This is a genomic window from Amycolatopsis bullii, from assembly GCF_014654205.1.
Classification (GTDB): Bacteria; Actinomycetota; Actinomycetes; order Mycobacteriales; family Pseudonocardiaceae; genus Amycolatopsis; species Amycolatopsis plumensis.
Window position 1 is genome coordinate 144,063 of sequence record NZ_BNAW01000007.1, and the last position, 24,433, is coordinate 168,495.

21 protein-coding genes are annotated in these 24,433 nt (G+C 73.7%); 9 read left to right on the plus strand and 12 right to left on the minus strand.

All coding sequences use genetic code 11. The features are described 5' to 3' along the window. Positions 1-143 precede the first annotated feature (143 nt). A complete protein-coding gene (locus IE317_RS12115) occupies positions 144-920 on the plus strand; it encodes a prepilin peptidase (RefSeq protein WP_191309390.1) in 777 nt (258 codons plus the stop codon). Between the two features lie 4 nt (positions 921-924). On the opposite strand, the gene IE317_RS12120 is transcribed toward IE317_RS12115, so the two are convergent. The 5 genes from IE317_RS12120 to IE317_RS12140 are packed head-to-tail and all read right to left on the minus strand — an operon-like array spanning position 925 to position 3,236. Continuing rightward, positions 925-1,389: a hypothetical protein gene (locus IE317_RS12120; protein ID WP_229902657.1), complete on the minus strand. Its 465-nt coding sequence runs from the start codon at positions 1,387-1,389 to the stop codon at positions 925-927. A gap of 43 nt (positions 1,390-1,432) precedes the next feature. Continuing rightward, a complete protein-coding gene (locus tag IE317_RS12125) occupies positions 1,433-1,843 on the minus strand; it encodes a hypothetical protein (protein ID WP_191309393.1) in 411 nt (136 codons plus the stop codon). Then, the gene (locus IE317_RS12130; RefSeq protein ID WP_191309395.1) at positions 1,840-2,319 is read right to left on the minus strand and encodes a hypothetical protein; all 480 of its coding nucleotides are present in this window, start codon (positions 2,317-2,319) and stop codon (positions 1,840-1,842) included. The genes IE317_RS12125 and IE317_RS12130 overlap by 4 nt, the downstream gene beginning before the upstream one ends. Then, positions 2,316-2,765 (minus strand): hypothetical protein, encoded by a 450-nt coding sequence (locus tag IE317_RS12135; protein WP_191309397.1) that lies wholly within the window; start codon positions 2,763-2,765, stop codon positions 2,316-2,318. The genes IE317_RS12130 and IE317_RS12135 overlap by 4 nt, the downstream gene beginning before the upstream one ends. Before the next feature lie 21 nt (positions 2,766-2,786). Further along, complete coding sequence (locus IE317_RS12140) at positions 2,787-3,236, minus strand: hypothetical protein (protein WP_191309399.1); 450 nt, start codon at positions 3,234-3,236, stop codon at positions 2,787-2,789. 412 nt (positions 3,237-3,648) lie between these two features. On the opposite strand from IE317_RS12140, the gene IE317_RS12145 reads away from it, so the two are divergent. Further along, complete coding sequence (locus tag IE317_RS12145; RefSeq protein WP_191309401.1) at positions 3,649-4,617, plus strand: TIGR01777 family oxidoreductase; 969 nt, start codon at positions 3,649-3,651, stop codon at positions 4,615-4,617. A 108-nt stretch (positions 4,618-4,725) separates the two neighbouring features. Here the strand turns inward: IE317_RS12145 and IE317_RS12150 are convergent, their stop codons facing one another. Beyond that, positions 4,726-5,748, minus strand: a complete 1,023-nt coding sequence (locus IE317_RS12150; RefSeq protein WP_191309403.1) for a helix-turn-helix domain-containing protein — start codon at positions 5,746-5,748, stop codon at positions 4,726-4,728. Between the two features lie 265 nt (positions 5,749-6,013). On the opposite strand from IE317_RS12150, the gene IE317_RS12155 reads away from it, so the two are divergent. After that, positions 6,014-6,964, plus strand: a complete 951-nt coding sequence (locus IE317_RS12155; protein ID WP_191309405.1) for an alpha/beta hydrolase — start codon at positions 6,014-6,016, stop codon at positions 6,962-6,964. A 38-nt stretch (positions 6,965-7,002) separates the two neighbouring features. Here the strand turns inward: IE317_RS12155 and IE317_RS12160 are convergent, their stop codons facing one another. Next, a complete protein-coding gene (locus IE317_RS12160; RefSeq protein WP_191309407.1) occupies positions 7,003-8,040 on the minus strand; it encodes an NADPH:quinone reductase in 1,038 nt (345 codons plus the stop codon). Between the two features lie 167 nt (positions 8,041-8,207). Between IE317_RS12160 and IE317_RS12165 the strand changes: the two genes are divergently transcribed. Beyond that, positions 8,208-8,357, plus strand: a complete 150-nt coding sequence (locus IE317_RS12165) for a hypothetical protein (protein WP_191309409.1) — start codon at positions 8,208-8,210, stop codon at positions 8,355-8,357. A 16-nt stretch (positions 8,358-8,373) separates the two neighbouring features. Here IE317_RS12165 and glgC read toward each other — a convergent pair whose 3' ends face one another. The 4 genes from glgC to IE317_RS12185 form a co-directional block, all read right to left on the minus strand. Next, positions 8,374-9,591 (minus strand): glucose-1-phosphate adenylyltransferase, encoded by a 1,218-nt coding sequence (glgC, locus tag IE317_RS12170; RefSeq protein ID WP_191309411.1) that lies wholly within the window; start codon positions 9,589-9,591, stop codon positions 8,374-8,376. Then, complete coding sequence (gene glgA / locus IE317_RS12175; RefSeq protein WP_191309413.1) at positions 9,588-10,742, minus strand: glycogen synthase; 1,155 nt, start codon at positions 10,740-10,742, stop codon at positions 9,588-9,590. The genes glgC and glgA overlap by 4 nt, the downstream gene beginning before the upstream one ends. A gap of 243 nt (positions 10,743-10,985) precedes the next feature. Next, complete coding sequence (locus IE317_RS12180) at positions 10,986-12,377, minus strand: SdrD B-like domain-containing protein (RefSeq protein ID WP_229902658.1); 1,392 nt, start codon at positions 12,375-12,377, stop codon at positions 10,986-10,988. A 172-nt stretch (positions 12,378-12,549) separates the two neighbouring features. After that, complete coding sequence (locus tag IE317_RS12185; RefSeq protein WP_191309415.1) at positions 12,550-12,915, minus strand: STAS domain-containing protein; 366 nt, start codon at positions 12,913-12,915, stop codon at positions 12,550-12,552. 269 nt (positions 12,916-13,184) lie between these two features. Between IE317_RS12185 and IE317_RS12190 the strand changes: the two genes are divergently transcribed. The 5 genes from IE317_RS12190 to fusA all read left to right on the plus strand — a co-directional run bounded on the left by IE317_RS12190 (position 13,185) and on the right by fusA (position 23,178). Continuing rightward, positions 13,185-14,057: a MerR family transcriptional regulator gene (locus IE317_RS12190; RefSeq protein ID WP_191309417.1), complete on the plus strand. Its 873-nt coding sequence runs from the start codon at positions 13,185-13,187 to the stop codon at positions 14,055-14,057. Between the two features lie 286 nt (positions 14,058-14,343). Next, on the plus strand, positions 14,344-17,916 hold the full coding sequence (locus IE317_RS12195; RefSeq protein WP_191309419.1) for a discoidin domain-containing protein: 3,573 nt from the start codon (positions 14,344-14,346) through the stop codon (positions 17,914-17,916). A gap of 408 nt (positions 17,917-18,324) precedes the next feature. Continuing rightward, positions 18,325-19,134, plus strand: coding sequence for a hypothetical protein (locus IE317_RS12200; RefSeq protein WP_229902659.1), 810 nt, complete (start codon positions 18,325-18,327; stop codon positions 19,132-19,134). Positions 19,135-19,186: 52 nt separating this feature from the next. After that, on the plus strand, positions 19,187-20,827 hold the full coding sequence (locus IE317_RS12205) for a PucR family transcriptional regulator (RefSeq protein WP_229902660.1): 1,641 nt from the start codon (positions 19,187-19,189) through the stop codon (positions 20,825-20,827). Positions 20,828-21,249: 422 nt separating this feature from the next. Then, a complete protein-coding gene (gene fusA, locus IE317_RS12210) occupies positions 21,250-23,178 on the plus strand; it encodes an elongation factor G (protein ID WP_191309421.1) in 1,929 nt (642 codons plus the stop codon). A 45-nt stretch (positions 23,179-23,223) separates the two neighbouring features. Here fusA and IE317_RS12215 read toward each other — a convergent pair whose 3' ends face one another. Then, positions 23,224-24,423: a cysteine desulfurase-like protein gene (locus IE317_RS12215; RefSeq protein WP_191309423.1), complete on the minus strand. Its 1,200-nt coding sequence runs from the start codon at positions 24,421-24,423 to the stop codon at positions 23,224-23,226. Positions 24,424-24,433: the final 10 nt, after the last annotated feature.

Here is a 24,433-nt window from a genome sequence, read left to right on the forward strand (position 1 = left end):
GGTCGACACGGCCGGACCCGGCTCGGTCCGCGAACCGACCGTCTGGGTACGCGGGCCGACTGTGTGGGTGCGCCTTGTCCGGTCGCGGGCCGGACGTGGGTCGGGCAAGATCTGCCGTGGTCGCCCGGGTGCGAAGGAGGCCGATGGTGGTGGTCGTGGCGGCGGCGGTGCTCGGCCTGCTCGTCGGGTCGTTCCTCAACGTCGTGATCCACCGGGTGCCGCGGGGCGAGTCCGTGGTCCGGCCGCCGTCGCGCTGCCCCGGCTGCGGGCAGACCATCAAGGCCCGGCACAACGTCCCCGTCTTCGGCTGGCTCGTCCTGCGCGGCCGGTGCGCGGGCTGCGGCACCGGGATCAGCGTCCGGTACCCGCTGGTCGAACTCGGCACCGCGGTCCTGTTCGCGCTGCTGGCCCTGCGGCTCGACCCGCCGGACCTGCCCGCCTTCCTCTACTTCGGCGCGATCGGCGTCGCACTGGCCCTGATCGACCTCGACTGCCGCCGCCTGCCGAACGCGATCGTGCTGCCGTCGTACCCGGTCCTCGCCGTCCTGCTGACGGCGTCGGCCTGGTGGCGCGACGACTGGTGGTCCCTCGCCCGGGCCGGGATCGGCGGCGCCGCCTTGTTCGCCTTCTACCTCCTCCTCGCGCTGGCGTACCCGGCGGGCATGGGCTTCGGCGACGTCAAGCTCGCCGGCCTCCTCGGCGGGATCCTCGCCTCCCTGTCCTGGCCGGCGCTGCTGATCGGGGCGTTCGGCGGGTTCCTGCTCGGCGCGGTCGCCGGCGTCGTGGTGCTCGCGTCCGGCAAGGGCGGCCGCAAGACCGCCCTGCCGTTCGGGCCGTTCATGATCGCCGCGGCCCTGGTGGCGGTCTTCGCGGCCGGCCCGCTCGGCGACGCCTACCAGCGCCTGACCGGCCTGGCCTGACCGGTCACCGGTTCCCCGACCAGCTCAGCACCGACACCTGACGCGCTCCCGGCACCGGGTTCGCCGGATCACCGTCCACATAGGCCACCCGCGCCCGCGCGACCGGCGTCCCCGAAGGCGCACACGTCCCCGCACCCGGGCACACGTACGCGGACAGGTAGACGCCGAAGACGAACCCGGGGGCGTCGTCGGGCACCTCGATCACCGCCCCGGTGAACGTCACGCTCCCGGTTTCCTTCACCCACAACGACCGCGCGACGACGCCGAAGCGGAAGATCGGCTCGGTCGCGTTGTTCAGCGTGACGTCCAGGACCGCTTTCGGCGCGTACGTCGTCCCCTGCACGTAGAACCGGTTGCCGGAGTTGTTCACCGCCGTGACGAGCGCGCACGCGGCACTGCTGGAGTTCATCAGCTGCGTGCACCCGCTTTCCGCGCGCGTTCGCGCGGGCGGCACGCAGCTTTCCAGCATGGGACTTCCTTTGCGTTGCAGGGCTTTCAGTGGTGTTCCGGGATCAGCAGGCGGCCACCTCCGGAGATCGGGGGCCCCGCCAGGCACCGGCGGTCGCGCGCACGCTCACGTACGTGGTCTTGTTGCTGGACAGGGCGACGGTGGCCGAGGCGGTCGTGGTGGTTCCGGCGCTCGTCACGGGACCGTTCTTCGCGGTCGCGGTGAACAGCTCGAATCCGGGTGGAAGGGGCGCCGGGTAGCTCCAGTGCACCGTGGCCGTCGGGCCGGAACCGCCGTTGTTGCACTTCGCGTCGTCGAGAACCGGCTGGCCGGGCGTCTGCAGTCTGGCCGCCACCGCGTAGCCGGCGCCGGATCCGGGCTTCTGCCAGGCCGCTTCCGCGGCCAGGCCGCTGATCACGGTGGTCCACGCGGCCGCCACCATCGCGGCGGCGAAGACCACCCGGCGCGTGCTCATCCGCTCACCACCGTGACCGTCACCGGGATGGCGAACAGCGCGCCCTGGCAACCGTCGTCGGAGGCCGTGCTCATCGCGACCGCGCCCGTCAGCGTGAGGGTCGTGCTGCCACCCGCGGCCACCGGGGCGTTCGGCGACTGCGCGGTCCAGCTCACGCCGGTCGTCGTGCAGGTGCCCGTCCCGCCGGAGCCGGCCGGCGTCCCGTTCGCCACGATCGTGCTGACCTTGACCGGGTACGGGTTCGGGTTGTTCACCACGATCTTGGCGTCGCCCGCCGGCCCGCCCGGGTAGAGCAGGCCGGTGGTGAAGGCCGAACCGGGTACCGCCGTCGTCGTCGGCGCGGCCGCCATTCCGGCCTTCGCGTTCGCGGCTCCGGAACCGGAGCTCGTCCACGCCGCGACGGCGATCCCGCCGCCCAGCGTCGCGCCGACCACCGTGGTGACCACGAGCACGCGGCGCAAGGTCGGGTTCTTCATGGCTTGACCGCCGTTCCTGTGTACGTCAGGGGAAAGGTGACCGACCGGCACGCATCGGGTGCGCCGGGCAGCATGTGGCTGGTGAGGGCGATGTCGGCGGTGCCGTTGCCGGGGACGGTCACCGGCCGGGGGAGCGCGTCGACCCGGACCGAAGACGCCGGGCAGGTGGGCACCGGGCGGCCACCGCGGTCGACCGGTTTGCCGACCGCGGCCGTCACGGCCTGGACGAGAATGGGGAAGTTTTCGCCGTTGGCCAGCCGGATCCACCGCGTTCCGGTCGCGCCGGGGAACAACGCGGTGGCCCGGCCGGGCACGTCGGCGATGCCGAACTGCTTGATGCCGTTGCCGTTCGCGGTGCTCGCCACCGGCGCGGGGCCGAGCGCGAACCACGTGACCACGACGGCCGCGAGCGTGCCGGCCGGAACCGAGATCCGCCACCTGGACATCGGGGCGCCGTCCGGTGCGGGTCAGGCGTTGGACGCGAGCGTGGCGGTCAGCGGCAGCACGAAGGTCTGGCCCTTGCAGGCGTCGGTGGCGCTGCCGCTCATCGTCGCGTGCAGGGTGTAGGTGCCGCTGCCCTTGGCCGCGATGGTGCCCGGGGTGGTCCCGGGGACCGCGCTGGTGACGGTACCGGCGGCACAGCCGTTGACCGCGTCCGAGGAGCCGGCGCTGATCGCGGTGACGACGACGGGGTAGTCGTTGGGGTTGCTGATGGTGACGGTGAAGTCGGTGCCCCCGCCCGGGTAGAGGGCGCTGCCCGAGCCGGCGGGGGTGATCGCCGAGTTGACCGCCGTGGTCGAGGAGACCGAGCCGGTGCCGGCGCCGGAGCTGGACCAAGCGGCGTAGGCGACCCCGGCGACGACGACCACCCCGGCGGCGCCGAGGACGACCGCGGACCGCTTGCTGAGCTTGCGCATGTGTTTCTCCCTGGGACTGGATCGGGAAGCCGGGGCCGGCCCGGCGTGGTCCGGGCGGACCGTCACGAAGAGTGTGCGAACTCCGGGGCGATCTTCTCCCCGGGCGACCGGCCCGACTGCGAAGGCCGGAGGTCCCTTGCCCCTTCCGCCCGGACCTGTTACGCGCGCGGGATCGAGCCGCGGCGGCGTCGTTTCACCGGGAAGAAGTTCCGGTGCGTGACTGTGACCTGCGGTTTTTCTGACCCGATCGGCCGAATGGCGGAAACCCTCCCGTGATCTTCCGCGGAGGTTGTCGCCGATCTTGAACGCCTCTCGCGAGGGCGGTCCGGCGCCGCTTTCGGATGATGACTGCCGGTAGTATTTGAACGTGTTCAACTCTTGCGGTACCGTGGAAGCGGTGAAGGGGGTGGCCATGAAGATCGTGATTCCGGGCGGCACCGGGCACCTGGGACGGGTGCTCGGCCGGGCGCTGGCCGAGCAGGGGAACGAGGTCGTGGTGCTGACCCGGCGGGAGGCCCGGCCGGAGCCGGGAACGCGCCACGTCCGGTGGGACGGCCGCGGCCCGGGCCCGTGGACGGCGGAGGTCGACGGCAGCGACGTCGTGCTCAACCTGGCCGGCCGGTCGGTGAACTGCCGGTACACCGAGGCGAACCTGCGCGAGATGCTGAACTCCCGCGTCGACTCGGCGAGGGTGGTCGGCGGCGCGATCGCCCGCGCGGCCCGCCCGCCGCGGGTGTGGCTGCAGATGAGCACGGCGACGATCTACGCGCACACGTTCGCCGCGCCGAACGACGAAACCACCGGAGTCATCGGCGGCGACGAGCCGGACGTCCCGGCCTACTGGTCCACCAGCGTCGACATCGCCAAGGCGTGGGAGCGCGAGCAGCGGCTGGCGGCCACCCCGGAGACGCGCAAGGTGGCGCTGCGCACGGCCATGGTGATGAGCCCGGAGCCCGGCGGAGCGCTGGCGATGCTTCTCCGTCTGACCCGCTTGGGCCTGGGCGGCCCGGTGGCGGGCGGCGGCCAGTACATGTCGTGGATCCACGAAGACGACCTGATCGACGCGATCGGCTTCCTGATCGGGCACGAGGAGCTGAGCGGTCCGGTGAACCTGGCGGCCCCGGAGCCGTTGCCGTACCGGGACTTCCTGCGCGCCCTCCGCTCGGCGGCGGGGGTGCCGGTGGGCCTGCCGGCCACGAAGTGGATGGCGGAGCTCGGCGCGTTCGTGTTGCGCAGCGACACGGAGCTGCTGTTGAAGAGCCGCCGGGTGATCCCGGGGAGGTTGCGGGAGGCGGGATTCGAGTTCAGGTACCCGGAATGGCCCGCCGCGGCGGAGGATCTGGTGCGGCGGTCACGGGAGGCGTTGCGGCCGGTCGGCTGAGGATGGAGCAGCGCGTGGGGTTTCGCGACCGGGGCTCGGATGCGCCCGGCCGGGGTCGGCTGAGTCCTGGGCACCGCGAGGATTCCCGGGACCGGCGCCCGGCTGTCGTCAGCCGGGGTCGGTGTTGTCCCGTAGCCGGCGCAGTATCAAAGCCAGATGGAGGCGGAAGCGGCCCGCCGGCGAGTCGACCTCGAAGCCCAGCACCGCCTCCGCCCGCGCCAGCCGGGCCGGCATCGTGCTGTGGTGGCGGTGCAGCGCCGCCGCCGCTTTGCGTGCCGAGCCCGTGGCGCACAACGCGTCCAAGGCCGCCAACGTGTCCGCGCCGTGGGGTTCGGCCGCCAGCCGGTCCAGCGCCCGGACGTCGGCCAGCTCCGCGAGTTCCGCCGGCGTCAGCTTGTCCGCGAGCGCGGCCAGCCCGCCGAGCCGCTCCCACCAGACCACGGGCTCCGCGGCCGAGGTGAACCGCAGGGCCGTCCGGGCCGCGGCCCACGAACGGGCCACCTCGATGGCCGGTCCCTCCGGGCCGATCCCCGCGCGGGCGCCGTCCGGCAGCGACGCCACTTCGCCCGGCAGCAGCACCGCCCGCACCCCGCCCAGCCGCGCCGAACGGCCCGCGAGCGCGTCGACGCCGGTGCCCGCGAGCACGCGCAGCCGGGTCGCGGGGCCGAAGCCGAGCAGGTGCAGGGCCCGCGACCGCTCGACCGTGCCGGTCTCCTCCGACAGCACCAGCTCCACCAGCGCCGGATCCCCGAGCTCGGGCCGCGGCACGCCGGAGTGCTCCAGCAGAATGGCGGCGGCGATGGCGAACCGCTCGAGCAGCATGTCGTCGAGCGGGACGGGCGCGCCCGCCCGGGCGACCCACACGGCCACGCCGCCTTCGAGCGTCCGCATGGCCGCGCCGAGGGGCGCCGCGCCGGTGGTGACGGCGCCGTCCCCCGGCTCAGCGCGCAACGACAGGCCCTGACCGGGAGCGTGCACGCCGACCGGGCAGCCGGCCAGGTCCGCGGTGCTGCGCACGAGGACATCCAGCCCCGCGCGGCCCGCGATCAGGCGGTCGAAGAACCCGATCACCCGCACGGCGTTCTCGGCGTCGGCGTCGAGCCCGGACAGCCGCAGCAGCAGCCCTTTCATCCCGCCACGATAGGCGCGCCGGCGACCGGATGGCGAGCAGCGGGCCCGGCACGCGCGCACCGCCGGGCAAGGCACGCCGGCCGGCGACGATCGGTGTGGGAAGCGGTCCCGGCGAGGCGGCCGGGTGGCCAGCGGTAGCGGGCAAAGCGGCAGGCACCCCCGCAAGCCGGCCGCCCGCGCCCGCCGCCGGATGGCGAGGATTCCGGCGGCAACGCCCGCCGCATGGCGGTGGCCCCGGTCACTTCACGCGTCCGATGATCGGTCCATGACCTACGCGATCGATCCCGAGCTGCTGCCCTGGCTGGACATGCTCCCCGCCGTGACCCTCACCGACCACGAGTCCCTGCTGGCCGCGCGCTCCTCGATGGCGCAGCTCAGCCAGGTCCTGCCCGCGTACGAACCCGCCCATCCCGTCGACGTCCGGAACGTCTCCGTGCCCGGGCCGTCCGATGCCCCGGACGTCCCGGTCCGCGTCTACGCCCCCGCGAACCGGACCGCTGCCGTGCCCGGCCTGCTGTACATCCACGGCGGCGGGTTCGTCATGGGTGACCTCGACACCTTCGACGCGCACGTGCTGCGCCTGGTCGACGAGCTCGGCATCGTGATCGTCTCGGTGGACTACCGGCTCGCCCCCGAACACCCCTTCCCGGCGCCGGTCGAGGACTGCTACGCGGCCCTGACCTGGGCGGCGGCCAAGGCGGACGAGCTGGGCATCGACCCGGCCCGCCTGGGCGTGGCCGGCGAAAGCGCCGGCGGCGGTCTCTCGGCCGCGGTGGCGCTGCTGGCCCGCGACCGCGGCGGCCCGCAGCTGTGCTTCCAGTACCTCGGCATCCCGGAACTCGACGACCGCCTGGACACCCCGTCGATGCGGGCCTACACCGACACGCCGATCTGGAACCGGCCGAACGCGGTGCACAGCTGGACGAGCTACCTCGGCGCGGAACCCGGCGGCGAGGACGTTTCGCCCTACGCCGCCCCGGCACGCGCGACCGACCTGGCCGGGCTGCCGCCCGCGTTCGTGACGACCTGCCAGTTCGATCCCCTGCGCGACGAGGGGATCGCCTACGCGCAGCGGCTCGCGCACGCGGGCGTGCCCGTCGACCTGCGCCTCTACCCGGGCACCTTCCACGGCTCCAGCCTGGTCGAGACGGCGGCGATCTCCCGCCGGATGTTCGCCGACGAGCTCGACGCGCTGCGCCGCGGCCTGGCCTGCTGAGCAGCGGTGGGCGGCCCGGGAAACCGGGCCGCCCACCGTCAGTCCGCGGGACCGACGTCGATCAGCACCTTCCCGGTGATCCCGTCCTCCGACGCCGCATGGGCTTTCGCCGTTTCCGCCAGCGGGAACCGGTGGACCGGCACTCCTCGGTCCTCGCCGAGCCGCAGCGCGCCGTCGGCCATCGCCGCCGTGATGTCCTCGGCGCCGGCGCGGAGCTTGTCCTCGCCCACCGTGTACAGCACCAGGAACTGGTAGCGCGCGTTCAGCCACAGGTTCGTCCCGAAGTCCAGGCTGATCGTCCCGGTGCCCCGGTCGTCGCCGTAGGTCGCGACCGTCCCGCGCGGGCGCAGCACCTCCGTGTGCAGCTTCGCGTTGACCCCCATCGCGACCTCGACCACCAGGTCCACCCCGTCGGGGGCGATCGAGCGGATCCGCGTGCCCAGCGAGGGGTCGGGATAGCGCAGCACGTGCTGGGCGCCGGCGGCCCGGGCCAGCGCCTCCTTCTCCGCGCTGCTGACCGTCGCGATCACCGTCGCGCCGGCCCAGCGGGCGAGCTGGACGGCCGCGTTGCCGACCGCGCCCGCCCCGCCGCTGACGAGCACCGTGCGGCCCGCCAGCGCGCCGGGGGAGAGCCGGGACGGGCCGTCCTCGGCGACCGTGAGCGCGCGGTGCGCGGTCAGCGCCGGGATGCCGAGCCCGGCGCCCTCGTCGAAGCCCGCTCCGTCGGGCAGCCGGACCACCTTCGCGGCCGGCAGCACCGTGTACTCCTGCGCGGTGCCGGACGCGGGGCCATACGCGCCGGCGATGATCAGCCAGACGCGGTCGCCGGGCGCGAAGCCGTCGACGTCCGGGCCGACCGCGTCGACCACGCCCGCGCCGTCCTGGTTGGGGACCGTTTCCGGGATTTCGGCCCCCGGCTCGGCGCGGAGGCCGCTGCGGGCCTTCCAGTCCGTGGGGTTGACCGCGGACACGACGACCCGGACGCGGACCTCGCCCGGTCCCGGGTCCGCGACGGCCCGTTCCGACAGTTCCAGCACCTCGGGTCCGCCGTGGCGGCGGTAGACGACTGCCTTCATGCCGGGTGCAATCCGCGACCCGCCCGGGATATTCCCGCCGATCGCGGAAATGCGCGCCGGGAAATCGTTTTTTCGACGCCGGGAAAGCGGGAAAACGAGATCCCCCGGCCGGGCGATTTTCGGCGCTCGTGTCGGCGAAATCGGCGGCCGTCGCAGAAACTGGGCGCGTGGGAGAGGAAAAGGACAGCCCGGGGGACGAGCGGCCGAAGCGCGACGACGGTGAGCCCACGCCGATCTTCGACGCCGTGTTCGATGCGACGCGCGCGCAGGCGAATACGCCGAACCCGCCGCGGGAGCCGGGCAAAGCCGAACGGTGAAGGACGGCGGCCGCGCCTAGATCGCGCGTTCCCCCTTGCCCAGCACGACGATGCCGCCTTCGCTGACGTGGTAGTGCCCGCGGTCGCGGGCCAGGTCGACACCGATGTGCGCGCCCGCCGGGACCACGACGTTCTTGTCCAGGATCGCCCGCCGCACCACCGCGCCGCGGCCGACGCGAGCGCCGTCGAGCAGGACCGAGCCCTGCACCACCGCGCCCTGCTCGACGATGACGTCGGGGGAGAGCACCGAGTCGACGACCTGCGCGCCGGAGATGATGCAGCCGTTGCTGACGATCGACTGGTTCGCCGAACCGCCCTCGACGAACTTCGCCGCCGCCCGCTGGCCCGGGTGGGCGAGGATCGGCCACCGCCGGTTGTAGAGGTTGAAGATCGGGTGCGTCGAAATGAGGTCGGTGTGCGCCTCGTAGTAGCTGTCGATCGTCCCGACGTCGCGCCAGTAACCGTGGTCGCGTTCGGTTTCGCCGGGCACCACATTCGTGTTGAAGTCGTAGACGGCCGCTTCGCCCGATTTGACCAGCGCCGGGATGATGTCACGGCCCATGTCGTGGTGCGAGGCGGCGTTTTCGGCGTCGGCGTAGAGCGCTTCCAGCATCACCTTCGTGGTGAAGATGTAGTTGCCCATCGACACGTACGCCTCTTCGGGCGAGTCCGGCAGGCCCGGCGGGTCCGCGGGCTTCTCCATGAAGGCGTCGATCATGAGCCCGTCGGTGGTCCGGATGACCCCGAACGAGCTCGCCTCCTTCCGCGGGACCCGGATGCCGGCGACGGTGACGCCCGCGCCGGAGGAGATGTGCGCCTCCAGCATCTGCCGCGGGTCCATCCGGTAGATGTTGTCCGCCCCGAACACCGCGATGTACTCGGGATTTTCGTCGTGGACGAGGTTGAGGCTCTGGTGGATGGCGTCGGCGCTGCCCTGGTACCAGCGCGGGCCGAGCCGCTGCTGCGCGGGCACCGGCGTGACGTACTCGCCGGTCAGCGACGACAGGCGCCACGTCGTCGAGATGTGCCGGTCGAGCGAGTGCGACTTGTACTGGGTCAGCACGCACAGCCGCCGGATGCCGCCGTGCACCAGGTTGGAGAGCACGAAGTCGATCAGCCGGTGCGTGCCGCCGAACGGCACCGCCGGCTTCGCCCGGTCCGCCGTCAGCGGCATCAGGCGCTTGCCCTCCCCGCCCGCGAGCACGATGCCCAGGACATGGCATTCGCTGTTCACAGCGACCTCCCGCACGCCTCGTAGAGGGCGACCGTCCGCTCGGCGATCGCCTTCCAGCCGAACTCGCCGACCGCGCGCTCGCGGCCGGTGGTGCCCATGGCGGCGGCCCTGTCCGGGGAGCCGACCACCTCGTTCAGCGCGGCGGCCAGGCCCGCCTCGAACCCCTGCGGGTCCTGTTCGTCGTAGTGCACCAGCAGGCCGGTCCGGCCGTCGTCGACCACCTCGGGGATGCCGCCGACGTCGCTGGCCACCACCGGCGTGCCGCAGGCCATCGCCTCGAGGTTCACGATGCCCAGCGGCTCGTAGACCGACGGGCAGGCGAACACCGCGGCGTGGGTGAGCAGCTGCACGACCTCGGCGCGCGGCAGCATCTCCGGGATCCAGCGGACGCCGGTGCGGGTCTTCTCCAGCTCGGCGACCAGCCCGCGGAACTCCGCGTCGAGCTCCGGGGTGTCCGCGCCGCCGGCGCACAGCACCAGCTGGACGCCGGGATCCAGCGAAGCGCCGGCCCGCACCAGGTGCGGGACACCTTTCTGCCGGGTGATCCGGCCGACGAACAGCACGTACGGCCGGTCCGGGTCGATGCCGTGCTTCGCCAGCGCGTCGGTGCCCGGGTCGGGGCGGTAGAGCGTGGTGTCGATGCCGTTGTGGATCACGTGCACGCGCTCGGGCGGCACCGCGGGGTAGGCGTCGAGGACGTCCCGGCGCATCCCGCCGCTGACGGCGACGATCGCGTCTGCCGCTTCGTAGGCCTCGCGCTCGATCCACGACGAGACGCGGTAGCCGCCGCCGAGCTGCTCGGCCTTCCACGGCCGCAGCGGCTCCAGCGAGTGCGCGGTGACGACGTGCGGGATGCCGTGGGTCATCTTCGCCAGGTGCCCGGCGAGGTTCGCGTACCAGGTGTGGCTGTGCGCGAGGTCGTGGCCTTCGAGGGCGTTCGCCATGGAGACGGCGATGTCCATGGTCGTGAACGCGGGCTGCCGGTAGCCGTGCGGGTCGGTGTGCCCGGTGGCGTCCGCGCGGTCCGCGCCCCAGCAGTGCACGTCGAGGTCGACCAGCGGTCGCAACTCCCGGGCGAGGAACTCCACATGGACCCCGGCGCCGCCGTAGACCTCCGGCGGGTATTCGCGGGTGAGCAGACCGACCTTCATGATGCGAACCCTAGGGCCTGACCGGCCCGTGGCGCAGTCTGGCGGACAGGGGAATTCCGCGAGTTTTCCGTCACTGCCGCCGGTGATCGCGGTGCTTCCGGAGGACCGCGCCCACCGCCGGGGACCGGACCAGCCGGTGCGTCCGGTCCGCCCGCCGCCCGGCTGATCAGCGGTTTCGCGGTCCGGTCCGCTCCACTGTGGACGCCCCGTGGCCCGGCGCGCGGCCGGGCCACGGGGCGGGGATCAGCGCTGGTACCGCAGCGCCCAGTCCTCCCCGCAGTACCAGCAGGTCCCCACGGAGACGCTGCCCTGGTCCGCGTCGACCGCGCGCCAGCCCGCGATCCGCACGCGGTACGGACCGGCCGGAACCGTCCCGAAGGCCACGTGCCCCTGCGCGTCGGACACGGCGGTCGCGGTGACCGAGCCGTCCACCCGGTCGACCAGCTCGACCGCCGTCCCCGCGATGGCCTCGCCCGCGTCGACGGTGTAGTTGGCGTTGTCGTCGTGGTAGACCACGCCGGCGGTGGTGCCCGGCGGGGCCGCCACGCGGGCGGCGGGGTCGACCGTGGGCCGTCCGTCGAGGGGGCCGGGTTCGGTCCCGAAGTCACAGGAGAGGCGGAATCCCCCGTAGGTCGTGGCGGCGGTGGGGACAGTGCCGGTTTCGGTGAAGGTCCGCGTCTCGCCCGCGGCCAGGTCGAACGCGCCGGGTGCGGTGATGTCGTCCCAGGCCTCCCACCCGAGCAGGTGGTCCGGGGACCCCCCGACGCGGTCGCACCCCGCGGAGATCCCGTGCAGGTCGCCGCCGCTGACGTTGGTCAGGGTCAAGGTGACCTGGACCGTGTCGCCCACCTGGTAGGTGCCGCGGTCGAACGAGCCGGTCGCGTGCAGCTTTTCGGAGAACGGCCGGACCGCGCGCAGTGCCACCGCCGGCCCGGGGTCGCTTCCGTCGACGTCGACGCGCTGCTCGGCCGCGGCGTCGTAGATCCAGCCGTCCGGCAGCTTGGTCGTGGAGATCCCGTAGCGCTGGGCAGGCAGGTCGGTGAAGGAGAACCGGCCGTCGGCGTCGGTGGTCGCCTCGATCTGGTTGCCGGAGCTCGTGCCGTACAAGTAGGCGGTGGCGCCCGGCAGGCCCTCGCCCGGGTCGAAGGTGCCGTTCTCGTTCCGGTCGCCGTAGACGACACCGGAGGCGGCCCCGTGGGTCGTCGTCGGGTCGATCAGCGGGACGACCAGCTCTCCGCCGGGCGTCCAGTCGGCGCGGAACCGCTCGTGCGGCACGCCGTTCCAGGTCCAGACGGCGGCGGTGATCGTGAACGTCCGGGTGGCACCCGCGTCGAGCGTCACGCCGGCCTGCGGGCTGCCGCCGAGGCCCGCCCAGTCCTGGACCGACAGCCAGGAGCCGGAGAGGTGCTCGTCCCACAGCGTGACCTTCGTCAGCGGCTGGTCGGTCGTGTTGGTGAGCGTCAGCGTGATCGGAAAGGGCTTCCCGACCAGCTGCGGTTCGGCGCCGACCGAGGCGGTGATGAGCAGCGACGGCCCGTCGGCGTGGGCGGCCGGTGTGACGAAGGCGCCGGTGGTGAGCACGGCGGTGAGCACGGCGAACAGCCGTCTCACCCCGCGAAGGGGTGTTCTGGACACGGTGTATCCCCCTGGAACGGCCGGGCCGGCGGCTCCCCGCGGCGCCGCCCGGCGATGGCGCAGAAGACTGCGATCACCGTCAAGCTAGCGAACGCGGACGCACCGGACCAGGGCCGACGGGGTGATCGGCGGCCGTACTCGGCGGTTTCGGGTGGCTGTCGTGGAGCGAAAGTCACGACCGCCCGGCCGCGACGGCCGCCTGGGCGGTGTCGGGCCGGGTGTGCAGCGGCAGCAGCCGGTTCAGCCCGAGGATCTGCAGTGGCCGGGCGACCGCGGCCTGGCCGGCCGCGATGGCGTAGGGCACGTTCCGCGCGGCGGCGTCCCGGTAGGCCTCGACCAGCACGCTGAAGACGGTGGAGTCGCAGAAGGTCGTTTCGGTGAGGTCCGCGACGACCCCGCGGGCACCGGCGTGGACGGGTTCGAGCAGCGCCTTCCGCAGGGCACGGGCGCTGCTGAGGTCCAGCTCGCCCGCGCAGCGGACGGTCACCACGCCGTCGTCGGTCGTGACGGTGATGTCGGCGGTGTGGCGGTCGGTCATCGCTTCTCTCCTCCTTGGGGCACCCCGGCCGAAAATACCCACCACGGCGCAAGATCACTCGCCGCAGCGGCGGCCACCGGCGCCAGGCAGCGCTGCACAACCGTTGCGGGAGGGGATCCGCGGCCGGGGCGATCCGGCTCGCGCGGACGGGACCGCCGACGCCGGTCAGCCGTCGCCCCCGCGGCCACGGCCTGCGTGTCTTCGCCGTGGGGCCGCCCGGGCGATCGCTAAACTGCGGCAGTTCGCGGTTGGTGAGGCGAAGGGGCACGGTGGAACCCGACAACGACGCGCCGCCCGGCGCCGGGGCCTGGGCGCCCGGCAAGGTGGCCGAGCTGCTCGGGGTGTCGCCGGTGACGCTGCGCAGCTGGAGCGCGCGGTACGGGATCGGCCCGCCCGCCGGTGCCGGGCGCCACCGCCGCTATTCCGACGCGGACGTCCGCCGCCTGCAGCACATGCAGCGGCTGGTCGCCCGCGGGATGCCGGTGCGGGAAGCGGCGGAGGCGGCGTTCGGCCGCTCGCCGGCTGGGCTCGAGGTACCGGCGTCCCGCCGCGCGCGCGAGCTCACCGAGGCCGCGGACGAGCTCCGGTACGCCTCGGTGGCGGGGCTGCTGGACGAAACGCTGGGCACCCTCGGCCCCGCGGCGGCCTGGACCGAGGTGCTGGCCCCGGTCCTGCGCGGCCTCGGCGACCGCTGGCAGCGCGGTGACGTCTGCTTCGCCTCCGAATGGGCGTTGACGTCGGAGATCTCCCTGGCGTTCGAGCGCTTCAGCCGCCGGTTCCCGGCCGCGGTGCCGGGCCGCCCGGTGCTGCTGGCCTGTTGCCCGGCGGAGCGGCATTCGCTGCCGGTCGAGGCGCTGCGGGCCACCCTGGCCGAGGCGGCGGTCCCGGTGGCGTACCTGGGGCAGCTGGTCCCGGCCGAGACGGTGGCGGACCTGGCGGCCCGGCTGGACCCGGTGCTGGTGGTGCTGTGGTCGACGGCCCCGGCGACCGCCGACGACCTCCTGGCGGCCCGGATCCGCGCGCTGGGGTGCGCGGTGGGCACGGCCGGGCCGGGCTGGGAGCACCTGGGGGATCGCGGCTTCCGGTGGGTGAACGACCTGGCTTCGGCCGTGGAGCTGGCGGTGGAGCACGCGGGCGCCTGAGGGCCGTTCGCTGCTGGCGGGGTGATTCCTGTGGCGGGCTGCGAATTTGCGGCTCCGGTTGTTCCCCAGTCCCGCGCGGCGAGAATCGCGGCAAGTTCGTTGCGATTCTCTTCTGCACCGCTCAGCGGAGCATGCCTCCGACATCGATGTCATTCCTCCGAATTCTTGTCCTCCTTGTCTTCTTGACGGTGTCGGCGGCCGCGGCGGAAGCTTCCTGGCAACGTTGTCAGCCCCTCGGCGCCACACCCCGCCAGGTCCGGCTGCCGCTTTGAAGAACGGAGTCCGCATGGCGGAGAACGAGCGCGTGGAGGCGGCGGCCGTGTCCCGTCGGCACCTCCTGGCCGCCGGGAGCGGCCTGCTGGCCGGGTTCGGCCTCGCGGCCGTCCTGCCCGGCGTCGCGTCGGCTGCCCCGGCCGCGTCCGAGAGCCGCAAGAGCGACCTCGCGCTGTTCCGGCCGGTCCAGGTCTCCTCGACCGCCTACGCCGCCACCCCCGCCGAGTTCGCCGTCGACGGGCTCGCCCAGGTCGGCGTCCGCGGCTCCGGCTGGCGCGCCGCCCAGGGGGACGGCCAGTGGATCGTCGTCGACCTGCAGGCGCCATGCGCCATCGAATCGGTCGTGCTCACCTTCGAGGCCCAGCCCGGCGATCCGGCCTTCGACGCCGGCGCTTCCCGTTCCCGCACCAGCGGCTTCGAGATCCAGTCCAGCTACGCGACGGCGTTCGACCTCGACGTCTCCGGCGACGGCAAGGCGTGGCGGACCGTGCACCACACCGACGCGGGCACCGGCGGTGTCGTGACGATCCCCGTGGCCGTCACCGCGCGCTGGGTCCGCTTCACCGCGAGCCGGCGCTCGACGGCGAACCCCCTGGGCCTCAACGGGTTCCAGGTCTTCGGCACCAGCCGCGAAGCGCGGCCCGCCGTCCGCGGCTGGACGAGCTTCCCGGTGCGCCCGCACGACGACCCGCCGTCGCTCGCCGTGGCGGCCGACGGCACCGTGCCGCTCGAATCCGGCTGGGTGCTCACCATGGACGACTGGGCACCCGCCGGCGACGGCAAGACCCTCTCGGGCGCCACGGTGGACACCCGCGGCTGGCTCCCGGCGACCGTGCCCGGCACCGTGCTGGCCTCGCTCGTCGAGCAGGGGCAGCTGCCCGACCCGGTGGCCGGGATGAACAACCTGCACGTCCCGGAAGCGCTTTCCCGCCACGCCTGGTGGTACCGCCGCCGCTTCGCCCTGCCGCGGGGCCTGGACACCTCCCCGGGGCGGCACGTCTGGCTGGAGTTCGACGGCGTCAACCACGAAGCGCAGATCTGGCTCAACGGCGCCGAAATCGCCACCCAGAGCCACCCGTTCGGCCGCGGCGTCCACGACGTCACCGCCGCGCTGCGCCGCACCGGCGAGCAGGTCCTGGCCGTGAAGATCTCGCCGATGCCGCGGCCCGGCAGCCCCGGCGACAAGGGCGCCGACGGCAGCTCCTGGGTCGACGCGGGCGGCACGATGTTCGACAACTCGCCGACCTACCTCGCCGTCTCCGGCTGGGACTGGATGCCCGCGGTGCGCGACCGCGCGTCCGGCCTCTGGGACCACGTCCGCCTGCGCTCCACCGGCGCGGCCGTGCTCGGCGACGTCCGCGTCGACACGAAGGTGCCCGACGCGCACACCGCCGAGGTGACGCTGACCGTCCCGGTGCGCAACGCGGCCGCGACCGCCCAGCGCGTCAAGGTCACCGCCGCGTTCGGCCCGGTGAACCTGATGGCCACGGTGACGATCCCGGCCGGGCAGGCCACCGACGTCGTGTTCCCGAAGCAGCGGGTCGAGAACGCGAAGCTGTGGTGGCCCAACGGCTACGGCGACCCGTCCCTGTACGACCTGACGCTGACCGCGGCGATCGGCGCCGCCACGAGCGACCGCCGGACGGTCAAGATCGGCCTGCGCGAGATCGGCTACCGGTACGACCAGCCCATCGTCATCTCGGACAGCCGGGCCACCCAGACCGTCGAGCTGGGCCCGCAGAACGCCCGGTTCGTCCGGATGCAGGGCCTCAAGCGCGCGACGAGCTGGGGTTTCTCGCTCTGGACGATGTCCGTGCTGAACGGCTCGGGTCCCGACCTGGCCCAAGGCAAGCCGTCGTCGTCGCAGTCGGTGGCCGACGGGAACCCGCCGGAGCGCGCCTTCGACGGCGACCCGAACACGCGCTGGACGTCGGAGTACAGCGACAATCAGTGGCTGCAGGTCGACCTCGGCGCCGCGACGGCGTTCGACCGCGTGGTGCTGACCTGGGAAACCGCTTACGCGGCGACCTTCAAGATCCAGGTGTCGCAGGATGGTGACACCTGGACCGACGCGGCGTCGGTCGACAACAGCCCCAAGCCGCTGACCTTCCTCGTCAACGGCGTCAAGATATTCGCCCGCGGCGGCAGCTGGGGCTGGGACGAACTGCTGCGCCGGATGCCCGCCGAGCGGGCCGACGCCGTCGTCGCGATGCACCGCGACATGAACTTCACGCTGATCCGCAACTGGGTCGGGTCGTCGTACCGCCAGGAGCTGTTCGACGCCTGCGACAAGTACGGCATCCTGCTGTGGAACGAGTTCTGGGACGGCTGGTCGACCGATCCGGCCAACCACGACATCTTCCTGGCGCAGGCGAAGGACACCGTGCTGCGCTACCGCCACCACGCGTGCGCGGTCGTCTGGTTCGGCTGCAACGAAGGCACCCCGCCGGCGGTGATCGACAACGCGCTGCGCGACCTCGTGCACACCGAAACCGACCTGCTCTACCAGGGCAACTCCGCGGGCGGCGTGATCACCGGCGACGGCCCGTACTACTGGCAGGACCCGAAGCGGTACTTCACCGGCGAGGCGACCGGCGGGAAGGCCGGGTTCTGGAGCGAGATCGGGCTGCCGACGGTGTCGGTCGTGGAAAGCATGCGCAACCTCGTCGGCGCGGGTGATCCGGGCTGGCCGATCGGGGCGCCCTGGTTCCTGCACGACTGGTCCACCAACGGCAACCAGTCGCCGCAGAGCTACCTGGCGGCGATCGACGCGCGGCTGGCGCCGTCGACGAGCCTGGCCGAGTTCTGCCGCAAGGCGCAGTTCGTCAACTACGAGAGCATGCGCGCCATCTTCGAGGCGTGGAACGCGAAGCTGTGGAACGACGCCACCGGCGTGCTGCTGTGGATGTCGCACCCGGCGTGGCACAGCACGGTCTGGCAAACCTACGACTACGACCTCGACGTCAACGGCAGTTACTACGGCGCGCGCAAGGGCTGCGAGGCCACGCACGTCCAGGCCGACCTGACGACGTGGCAGGTACGGGTGGTCAACCACACGCCGGGCGCGCTGACCGGCGTGACCGCCACGGCCCGGCTGTACGGCCTGGACGGGGCGGCGCTCGGCCCCGCGCAGCAGCAGAAGCTCGACGTGGCCCCGGTTTCGGCCGCGGCCGCGTTCGCGGTCCCGTTCCACGGCGGCCTGCCCGACCTGCACCTGCTCCGGCTCACCCTGACCGACGGCCGGGGCACGGTGCTGTCGGAGAACACGTACTGGCGGTACCGGACGGACACGGCGATGCGCGCGCTCAACCAGCTGCCGGGCGCGCGCCTGACGACGTCGCTGAAGTCCGACGGCGACGCCTACACCGCGACGATCCGCAACGACGGGCGCACGGTGGCGGCGATGATCCGGCTGTCGCTGCGGGAGAAGAACGGCACCGACCGCGTGCTGCCGACCCGCTACGGCGACAACTACTTCTGGCTGCTGCCGGGGGAGACCCGCACGGTCCGCGTCGAGCCGCGGCGGCGGGTGCCGAACGCGAAACTGCTGGTCGAGGCGTACAACGTGGCGGCGAAACTGATCTAGCCGCGATTTTGTCGAACCCCGCCGCTAGGCTCGCGGGGCCTGCGAGCGAGGAGTGCCGGTGCGTGGCTGTGGGTCGCGATCCGGAGCGAGTGGAGGGATGCGTGCAGTCCCTCACCGTCCGCCGACGACCAGCCCGGAGCCGGTGGCGCGGCAGGGAGATCCGGAGGCCGGCAAGCTGGCCGTGCCCCTCCGAGGCGCGTCGGCGCGGCCAGGGAGCCCGGCCGCCGGACTGGTGACCGGATCCGCCTCACTCGCCGGACCGCTGAATCTCCTCGCCGCTACCCGGTCGCGCGCCGGCCGCCCAACACCCGCGCCAGGGCCCGCCGAGACCGTGTCAGGTTGGGCGCCGGCCACCGCCTGCCTGTGGAGGGGTTGGCTCAGCGGCGGCGTGTTGGTGCGCCCGAGACCGTGTCCGGTTTGGGCGCCGACCACCCGCCACCCGCGCGATGGCTCGCCCAGCTCCGCCGCGCCGGCACCCGTCCGCAGGCCGAAACCCTCCTCGCCGCCCTCCCGCTCGTCGACCTGCTCGCCCGGCCGGACGGCCTCGCCCGCCTGGAACCTCTGATCCCGCACCTTCCCCTCACCACCCTCCTCGCCCACCTGCGCCGCCTCGACGCGGCCGGGATCGGGTTCGAGACCGCCATGGCCATCGCCGCGCGGATCGCCGATCCCGCCGATGTCCGCGCCTCCGGCGTCGGGCCGCTGCGGTTCGCCGCGGCCTGGCTGGGCGTGGACAGCCGGCGGTGGGAACCCGCCCTCGCCGCCGGGGCCCGGCACAGCCTCGACTTCGTCCCGCGGCTGCCCGGGCGCACCCTCGTCATGATCGAGCCCGGCAGCGACACCCGGATCGTCTTCGGGCTCGCCCTGGCTCAGCGCTGCGAACACGCCGACGTCGTCCACCCCGGCGGCGGGCGGTTCCCGCTCGAACCGGGTGAATCACCACTGCACGCCCTGATCCGCTGGCACTCCACGCAACCCCGCACCCCGGCGCCCACCGGGCACGACCGTGTCGTCGTCCTCACCGAGCAGTACAGCGAGGACGTGCGCACCGAGGCCCCGCTCTACGTCTGGGAAACCCGACGGCACAGCTCGCACGAGCACGAGCCGGAGTTCCCGGCCGGTTCGCGGGGCCTCTTCCTCCGCGGGCTCGGCGACGCCTCGTTCCTGATCATCCCCTGGTGGGAGGAGTTCGTCGCCCGCGACCAACGGACATACTGAATTCGTCCGCCGCGACGAACGACACCGGCGGCGCCGCGCCTAGCCTCAGGAGGTGCTCGTTTCCGTGAACCTGCGCTCGCACACCGGCCTGGGCCGCGTCCTCGACGACCTGGGCGGCACGCTCCTGGACCTGGTGCTCGGCGACGGCGACCGCCCGGGCGGCATCGGCGGCGTCGCCATCCACGATCCGCTCGACGAGCCCGCGCTGCCGCAGAACGCCCTGGTGCTGGGCGTCGGCCTCGCCGAACCGGACGAGGTCGTGCGGCAGCTGCGGACGCTGGCCCGCCACGACGCCGCCGGGCTCGTGGTGCGCGCCCCGGTCACGGTGACCGCGGCGGTCACGGCCGCCGTCGAGGAGACCGGCGTCGCCCTGCTGAGCCTCGCCCGGGGCGCCTCCTGGGCCCAGCTCGCCGCCATGCTGCGGTCGCTGCTGGCCGAGGGTGACGTCGGCGACGCCCAGCCGGAGACCCTGGCCGGGCTGCCGTCGGGTGACCTGTTCGCCGTGGCGAACGCGATCGCCGCGCTGATCGACGCGCCGGTCACCATCGAGGACCGGCGCTCCCGCGTGCTGGCCTTCTCCGGGCGGCAGGACGAAGCCGACCCTTCACGCGTCGAGACCATCCTGGGGCGGCAGGTGCCCGAACGGTTCTCCCGGATGCTGGCCGACCGCGGGGTGTTCCGCGAGCTCTACCGCAGCGACCAGCCGGTCCACGTGGACCTCTCCCCGGACATCCCGGAGGGGATCTCGGTGCCGCGGGTCGCGGTCGCGGTCCGGGCCGGCGACGAGGTGCTCGGCTCGATCTGGGCGGCGGTGCGCGAACCGCTGACCGCCGACCGGACGCAGGCCCTGTGCGACGCGGCCCGCGTGGTGGCGCTGCACCTGCTGCGCGTGCGGGCGGGCGCCGACGTCGAACGGCGGCTGCGCGCGGACCTGCTGAGCACCGCGCTCGAAGGCGGCCCTGCGGCGCGTGAGGCGCTGAGCCGGCTCGGCCTGGCCGACCAGCCGGTCGTCGTGCTGGCCCTCGCGGTGCTCGGCAACGGCACGGCCGACGCGGAGCTCGCCGCCGACCGGCAGCGGCTCAGCGACGGGCTGGCGATGCACCTGAGCGCGGTGCACCCGCGGTGCGCCGCCGCGCTCGTCGGCGACACGGCGTACGGGCTGGTGCCGGTGACGCGCGACTCCGGCGCCGAGCAACGCGCGTTGCGGATCGCCACGGACTTCCTGGACCGGGTCGGCGACCGCGTCCGCGCGGTGGTCGGCATCGGCCCGGTGGCGCGCAGCGCGGCCGAGCTGCCGGAAGCCCGCGGCAGCGCGGACCGGGCGTTGCGGGTGCTCCGGTCGGGCAGCGGCGCCGGCCGCCGGGTCGCGCTGCTGGCGGACGTGCACGTCGAGGCCCTGCTGCTGGAGCTGCAGGACCTGGTCGCGGCCCGCGGCGACCGCCCGACCGGCACGGTCGCCCGCCTCCTCGACTACGACGCGCAGCACCACGCCCACCTGGTCGAGACCCTCCGGGCCTGGCTCGACGCCTTCGGCGACGTCATCGCGGCCTCCGCGGCGGTCCACGTGCACCCGAACACCTTCCGCTACCGCCTGCGCCGCCTCGCCGAGGTCGGCGGCTTCGACATGACGGACCCGGAAGCCCGGTTCGCGGCCATGCTCCAGCTCCGCGTGGTGGCCCCACCCGCCTCCTGACCCGGGCGGAAACGGGCATCACGCGTGTCCGGAAGGGACACACGCGTGATCGGAGGGGACACACGCGTGTCTGGAGGGGCATCAGCGAGATGCCCGCCCGATCACAGGTGATGCCCGCCCAATCACGGGTGATGCCTGCTCGAGCACGCGTGATGCCCCTTTGCGCACAGCGAAAATGCGTTGGCGGACGGGCTGAGCGTCGCTAGCCTTCGGCGGAACCTGTCCACCGCGGCGATCGAAGGGAGCCGGCCGTGCGTTGTCGCGTTGCTGTCGCTCCCCGGTCGCGGTCCGAGGTGATCCTGGTGTCTCCGCGTTCCCGGTGCCTGCCGCGCGGCTCGCACCGGACTCCGTGACGCCCTCCTGAAAAAGCAGTCGCGGGGAATCGCGCCGCCCTGATCACTTCGTCCGCAAAGGACAAGCTCGTGCGCATTCACCTCGTCCGCAACCTCGGCATCCTCGCCCACGTCGACGCGGGCAAGACCACCGTCACCGAACGGATCCTGCACCGCACCGGCGCCACCCACAAGACCGGCGAGGTCCACGACGGCACCACCGTCACCGACTTCGACCCGCAGGAACGCGACCGCGGCATCACCATCTTCGCCGCGGCCGTCAGTTGCACGTGGGCCGGCCACCGGCTCACCCTCATCGACACCCCCGGCCACGTCGACTTCACCGCCGAGGTCGAGCGCTCCCTGCGGGTGCTCGACGGCGCCGTCGCCGTGTTCGACGCCGTGGCCGGGGTCGAGCCGCAGAGCGAAACCGTGTGGCGGCAGGCCGACCGGCACGGCGTGCCGCGGATCGCGTTCGTCAACAAGCTCGACCGCGCGGGCGCCGACCTCGACGCCGCCGTCGCTTCGATCCGGGCGCGGCTGCACCCGGCGCCGCTGGTCGTGCAGCTGCCGATCGGGCGCGAGGACGGCTTCACCGGCGTCATCGACCTGCTGCGCTTGCCGGAGGACGCCTCGGCCGAGGCCCGGCGACGGCGCCGGGTGCTGGAGGAGGCCGTCGCCGAGCTGCACCCGGTGGCCCTCGACGAGTTCTGCGCCACCGGCATCATCACGGCGGAGACCCTCGAAAAGGCGCTGCGGGAGCTGACCCTCAGCGGCGAGGGGCTCGTCGTGCTGTGCGGCGCGGCCTACCGCGACCGCGGGATCGAGCCGCTGCTCGACGCCGTCGTCGCGTACCTGCCCTCGCCCGCCGACGTCCCGCCGGTGCGGCCCGACCGGCCCGCCGACCCGGCGGCGCCGCTGGCCGCGCTGGTGTTCAAGGTCGTCTCGACGGCCACGGGACGGCTGACCTACCTGCGGGTGTACTCGGGAACGCTGCGGAAGGGCGACCACGTGACCGACGCGGGACGCACCGAACGCGTCGCGCGCGTGCTGCGGGTGCAAGCGGCTCGGTACTCCGAAGTGGACAGTGCGGTGGCCGGCGACATCGTCGCGGTGGCCGGGCCGAAGGCGGCGCGCGTCGGCGCCACCCTCTGCGCGCCCGGCGCCCCGGTGGTGCTGGAGCCGCCGGTGACGGCGGACCCGGTGGTCTCGGTGGCGGTCGAGGCCCGGCGCGACGGCGACCGGCTCACCTCGGCGCTGGCCCGGCTGGCCGAGGAGGACCCGTCGCTGGTCGTGCGGGTCGATCCGGAGACCGGGCAGACGGTCCTGTCCGGGCTGGGCGAACTGCACCTGGAGGTGGCGGTGGAGAAGCTGCGGCGGGACCGGGGCCTCGAGGTCGCGGTGGGCCGTCCTTCGGTGGCGTACCGCGAGACGGTGGTCAGCGGGGTGACCGGGCTGGTCTACCGCCACGTCAAGCAGGACGGCGGGGCCGGCCAGTTCGCCCACGTGGTCCTCGACGTCGCCCCCTCGGAGGAGGAGGGCTTCGAGTTCGCCTCGGCCGTCGTCGGCGGCCGGGTGCCGCGGGAGTACGTCCGCGCGGTCGAGGCCGGCTGCCGGGACGCCCTGGAAGAGGGACCGCTGGGCGGGCACCCGGTGACGGGCCTGCGCGTGACGCTGACCGACGGGGCGACGCACCCGAAGGACTCGTCGGACCTGGCGTTCCGCACGGCGGGCCGGCTCGGGCTGCGGGAAGCGCTGCGCGCGTGCGCGGTGCACCTGCTCGAGCCGGTGGCCGAGGTCGTCGTGACGGTTCCGTCCGACGCGGTCGGCGGCGTCCTCGGCGACCTCGCGGCCCGCCGGGGCCGGGTGGCCGGTTCGGCGGTCCGGCAGGGCACGGCGGTGGTGACGGCGACGGTGCCGGTGGCGGAGCTGTTCGGCTACGCGACCCGCTTGCGCAGCCGCACGCAGGGCCGCGGCACGTTCACGGCCCGCCCGGTGGGCTTCGCGCCGGTGCCGTGAGCCAAGGGTGGCGAGCCGGAAATGGTTCCGGCTCGCCACCCGTCCTCAGCCGCGCGGGAGCGACGCCACCCCGGCCAGCAGCCGGTCCACGTCGTCCTCGGTCGTGTACGGGGCGATCCCCGCCCGCACCGCCCCCGCGTCGCCCAGCCCCAGGTGCCGCGAACACTCCAGCGCGTAGAAACTCCCCGCCGGAGCGTTCACCCCGTGCGCCCCCAGGTGCTCGTACACCGCCTGCGACGCCACCCCGTCCACCGAGAACAACACCGTCGGGGTCCGGTGCCGCCCCGGGGCCCCGTACCGCGTGACCTCCGGCAACGCAGCGAGACCACCGTCGAGGCGGGCCAGCAGCGCGGTCTCGTGCGCCTCCAGCTCCGCCATCGACGCCTGCAACCGCGACCGGCGCGATCCCGTTCCCGGCACGAGCCCCGCGAGGAAGTCGATCGCCGCGGTGGTGCCCGCCAGCAGCTCGTACGGCAGCGTGCCCAGCTCGAACCGCTCCGGCACCGTGTTCGTCGAGGGCAGCAGCTTGTCCGGGTGCAGCGTCTCGAGCAACGCCGGCGCCGCCGCGACCACGCCGAGGTGCGGCCCGAGGAACTTGTACGGCGAGCACGCGTAGAAATCCGCTCCGAGCGCCGTGATGTCCACGAAAGCGTGCGGGGTCAGGTGGACGCCGTCGACGTACAGCAGCGCGCCCGCCGCGTGCACCTCGGCCGCGATCGCCGGGATGTCCGGGCGGGTGCCCAGCAGGTTCGACGCCGCCGTCACCGCGACCAGCCGCGTCCGGTCCGACAGCAGCCCGCCGAGCGGCGCGAGTTCCCCGGTGGCCGGGTCGAAATCCGCCCAGCGCACGGTCGCGCCGGCCGCCGCCGCGGCCTGGACCCACGGGCGGATGTTGGCGTCGTGGTCGAGGCGGGTGACCACGACTTCGTCGCCGGGACCCCACTTCTGGGCCAGCGTCCGGGAGAAGTCGTAGGTCAGCTGCGTCATGCTGCGGCCGAAGACCACGCCGGCCGGGTCGGCGGCGAGCAGGTCGGCGACGGCGTGCCGGGCTTCGGCCACGACCGCGCTCGCCCGGCGCTCGGCCGCCGTGACGACGCCGCGGTTGGCGATCGCCGCGCACAGCGTGCCGGCCACCGCGTCCCCGACGACGTCGGGGACCTGCGAGCCGCCCGGTCCGTCGAAGTGGGCCGCGCCGCCGTCGAGGGCGGGGAAGTGCGCACGGATCGTCTGAACGTCGTAGGTCACGCCGCCAGCA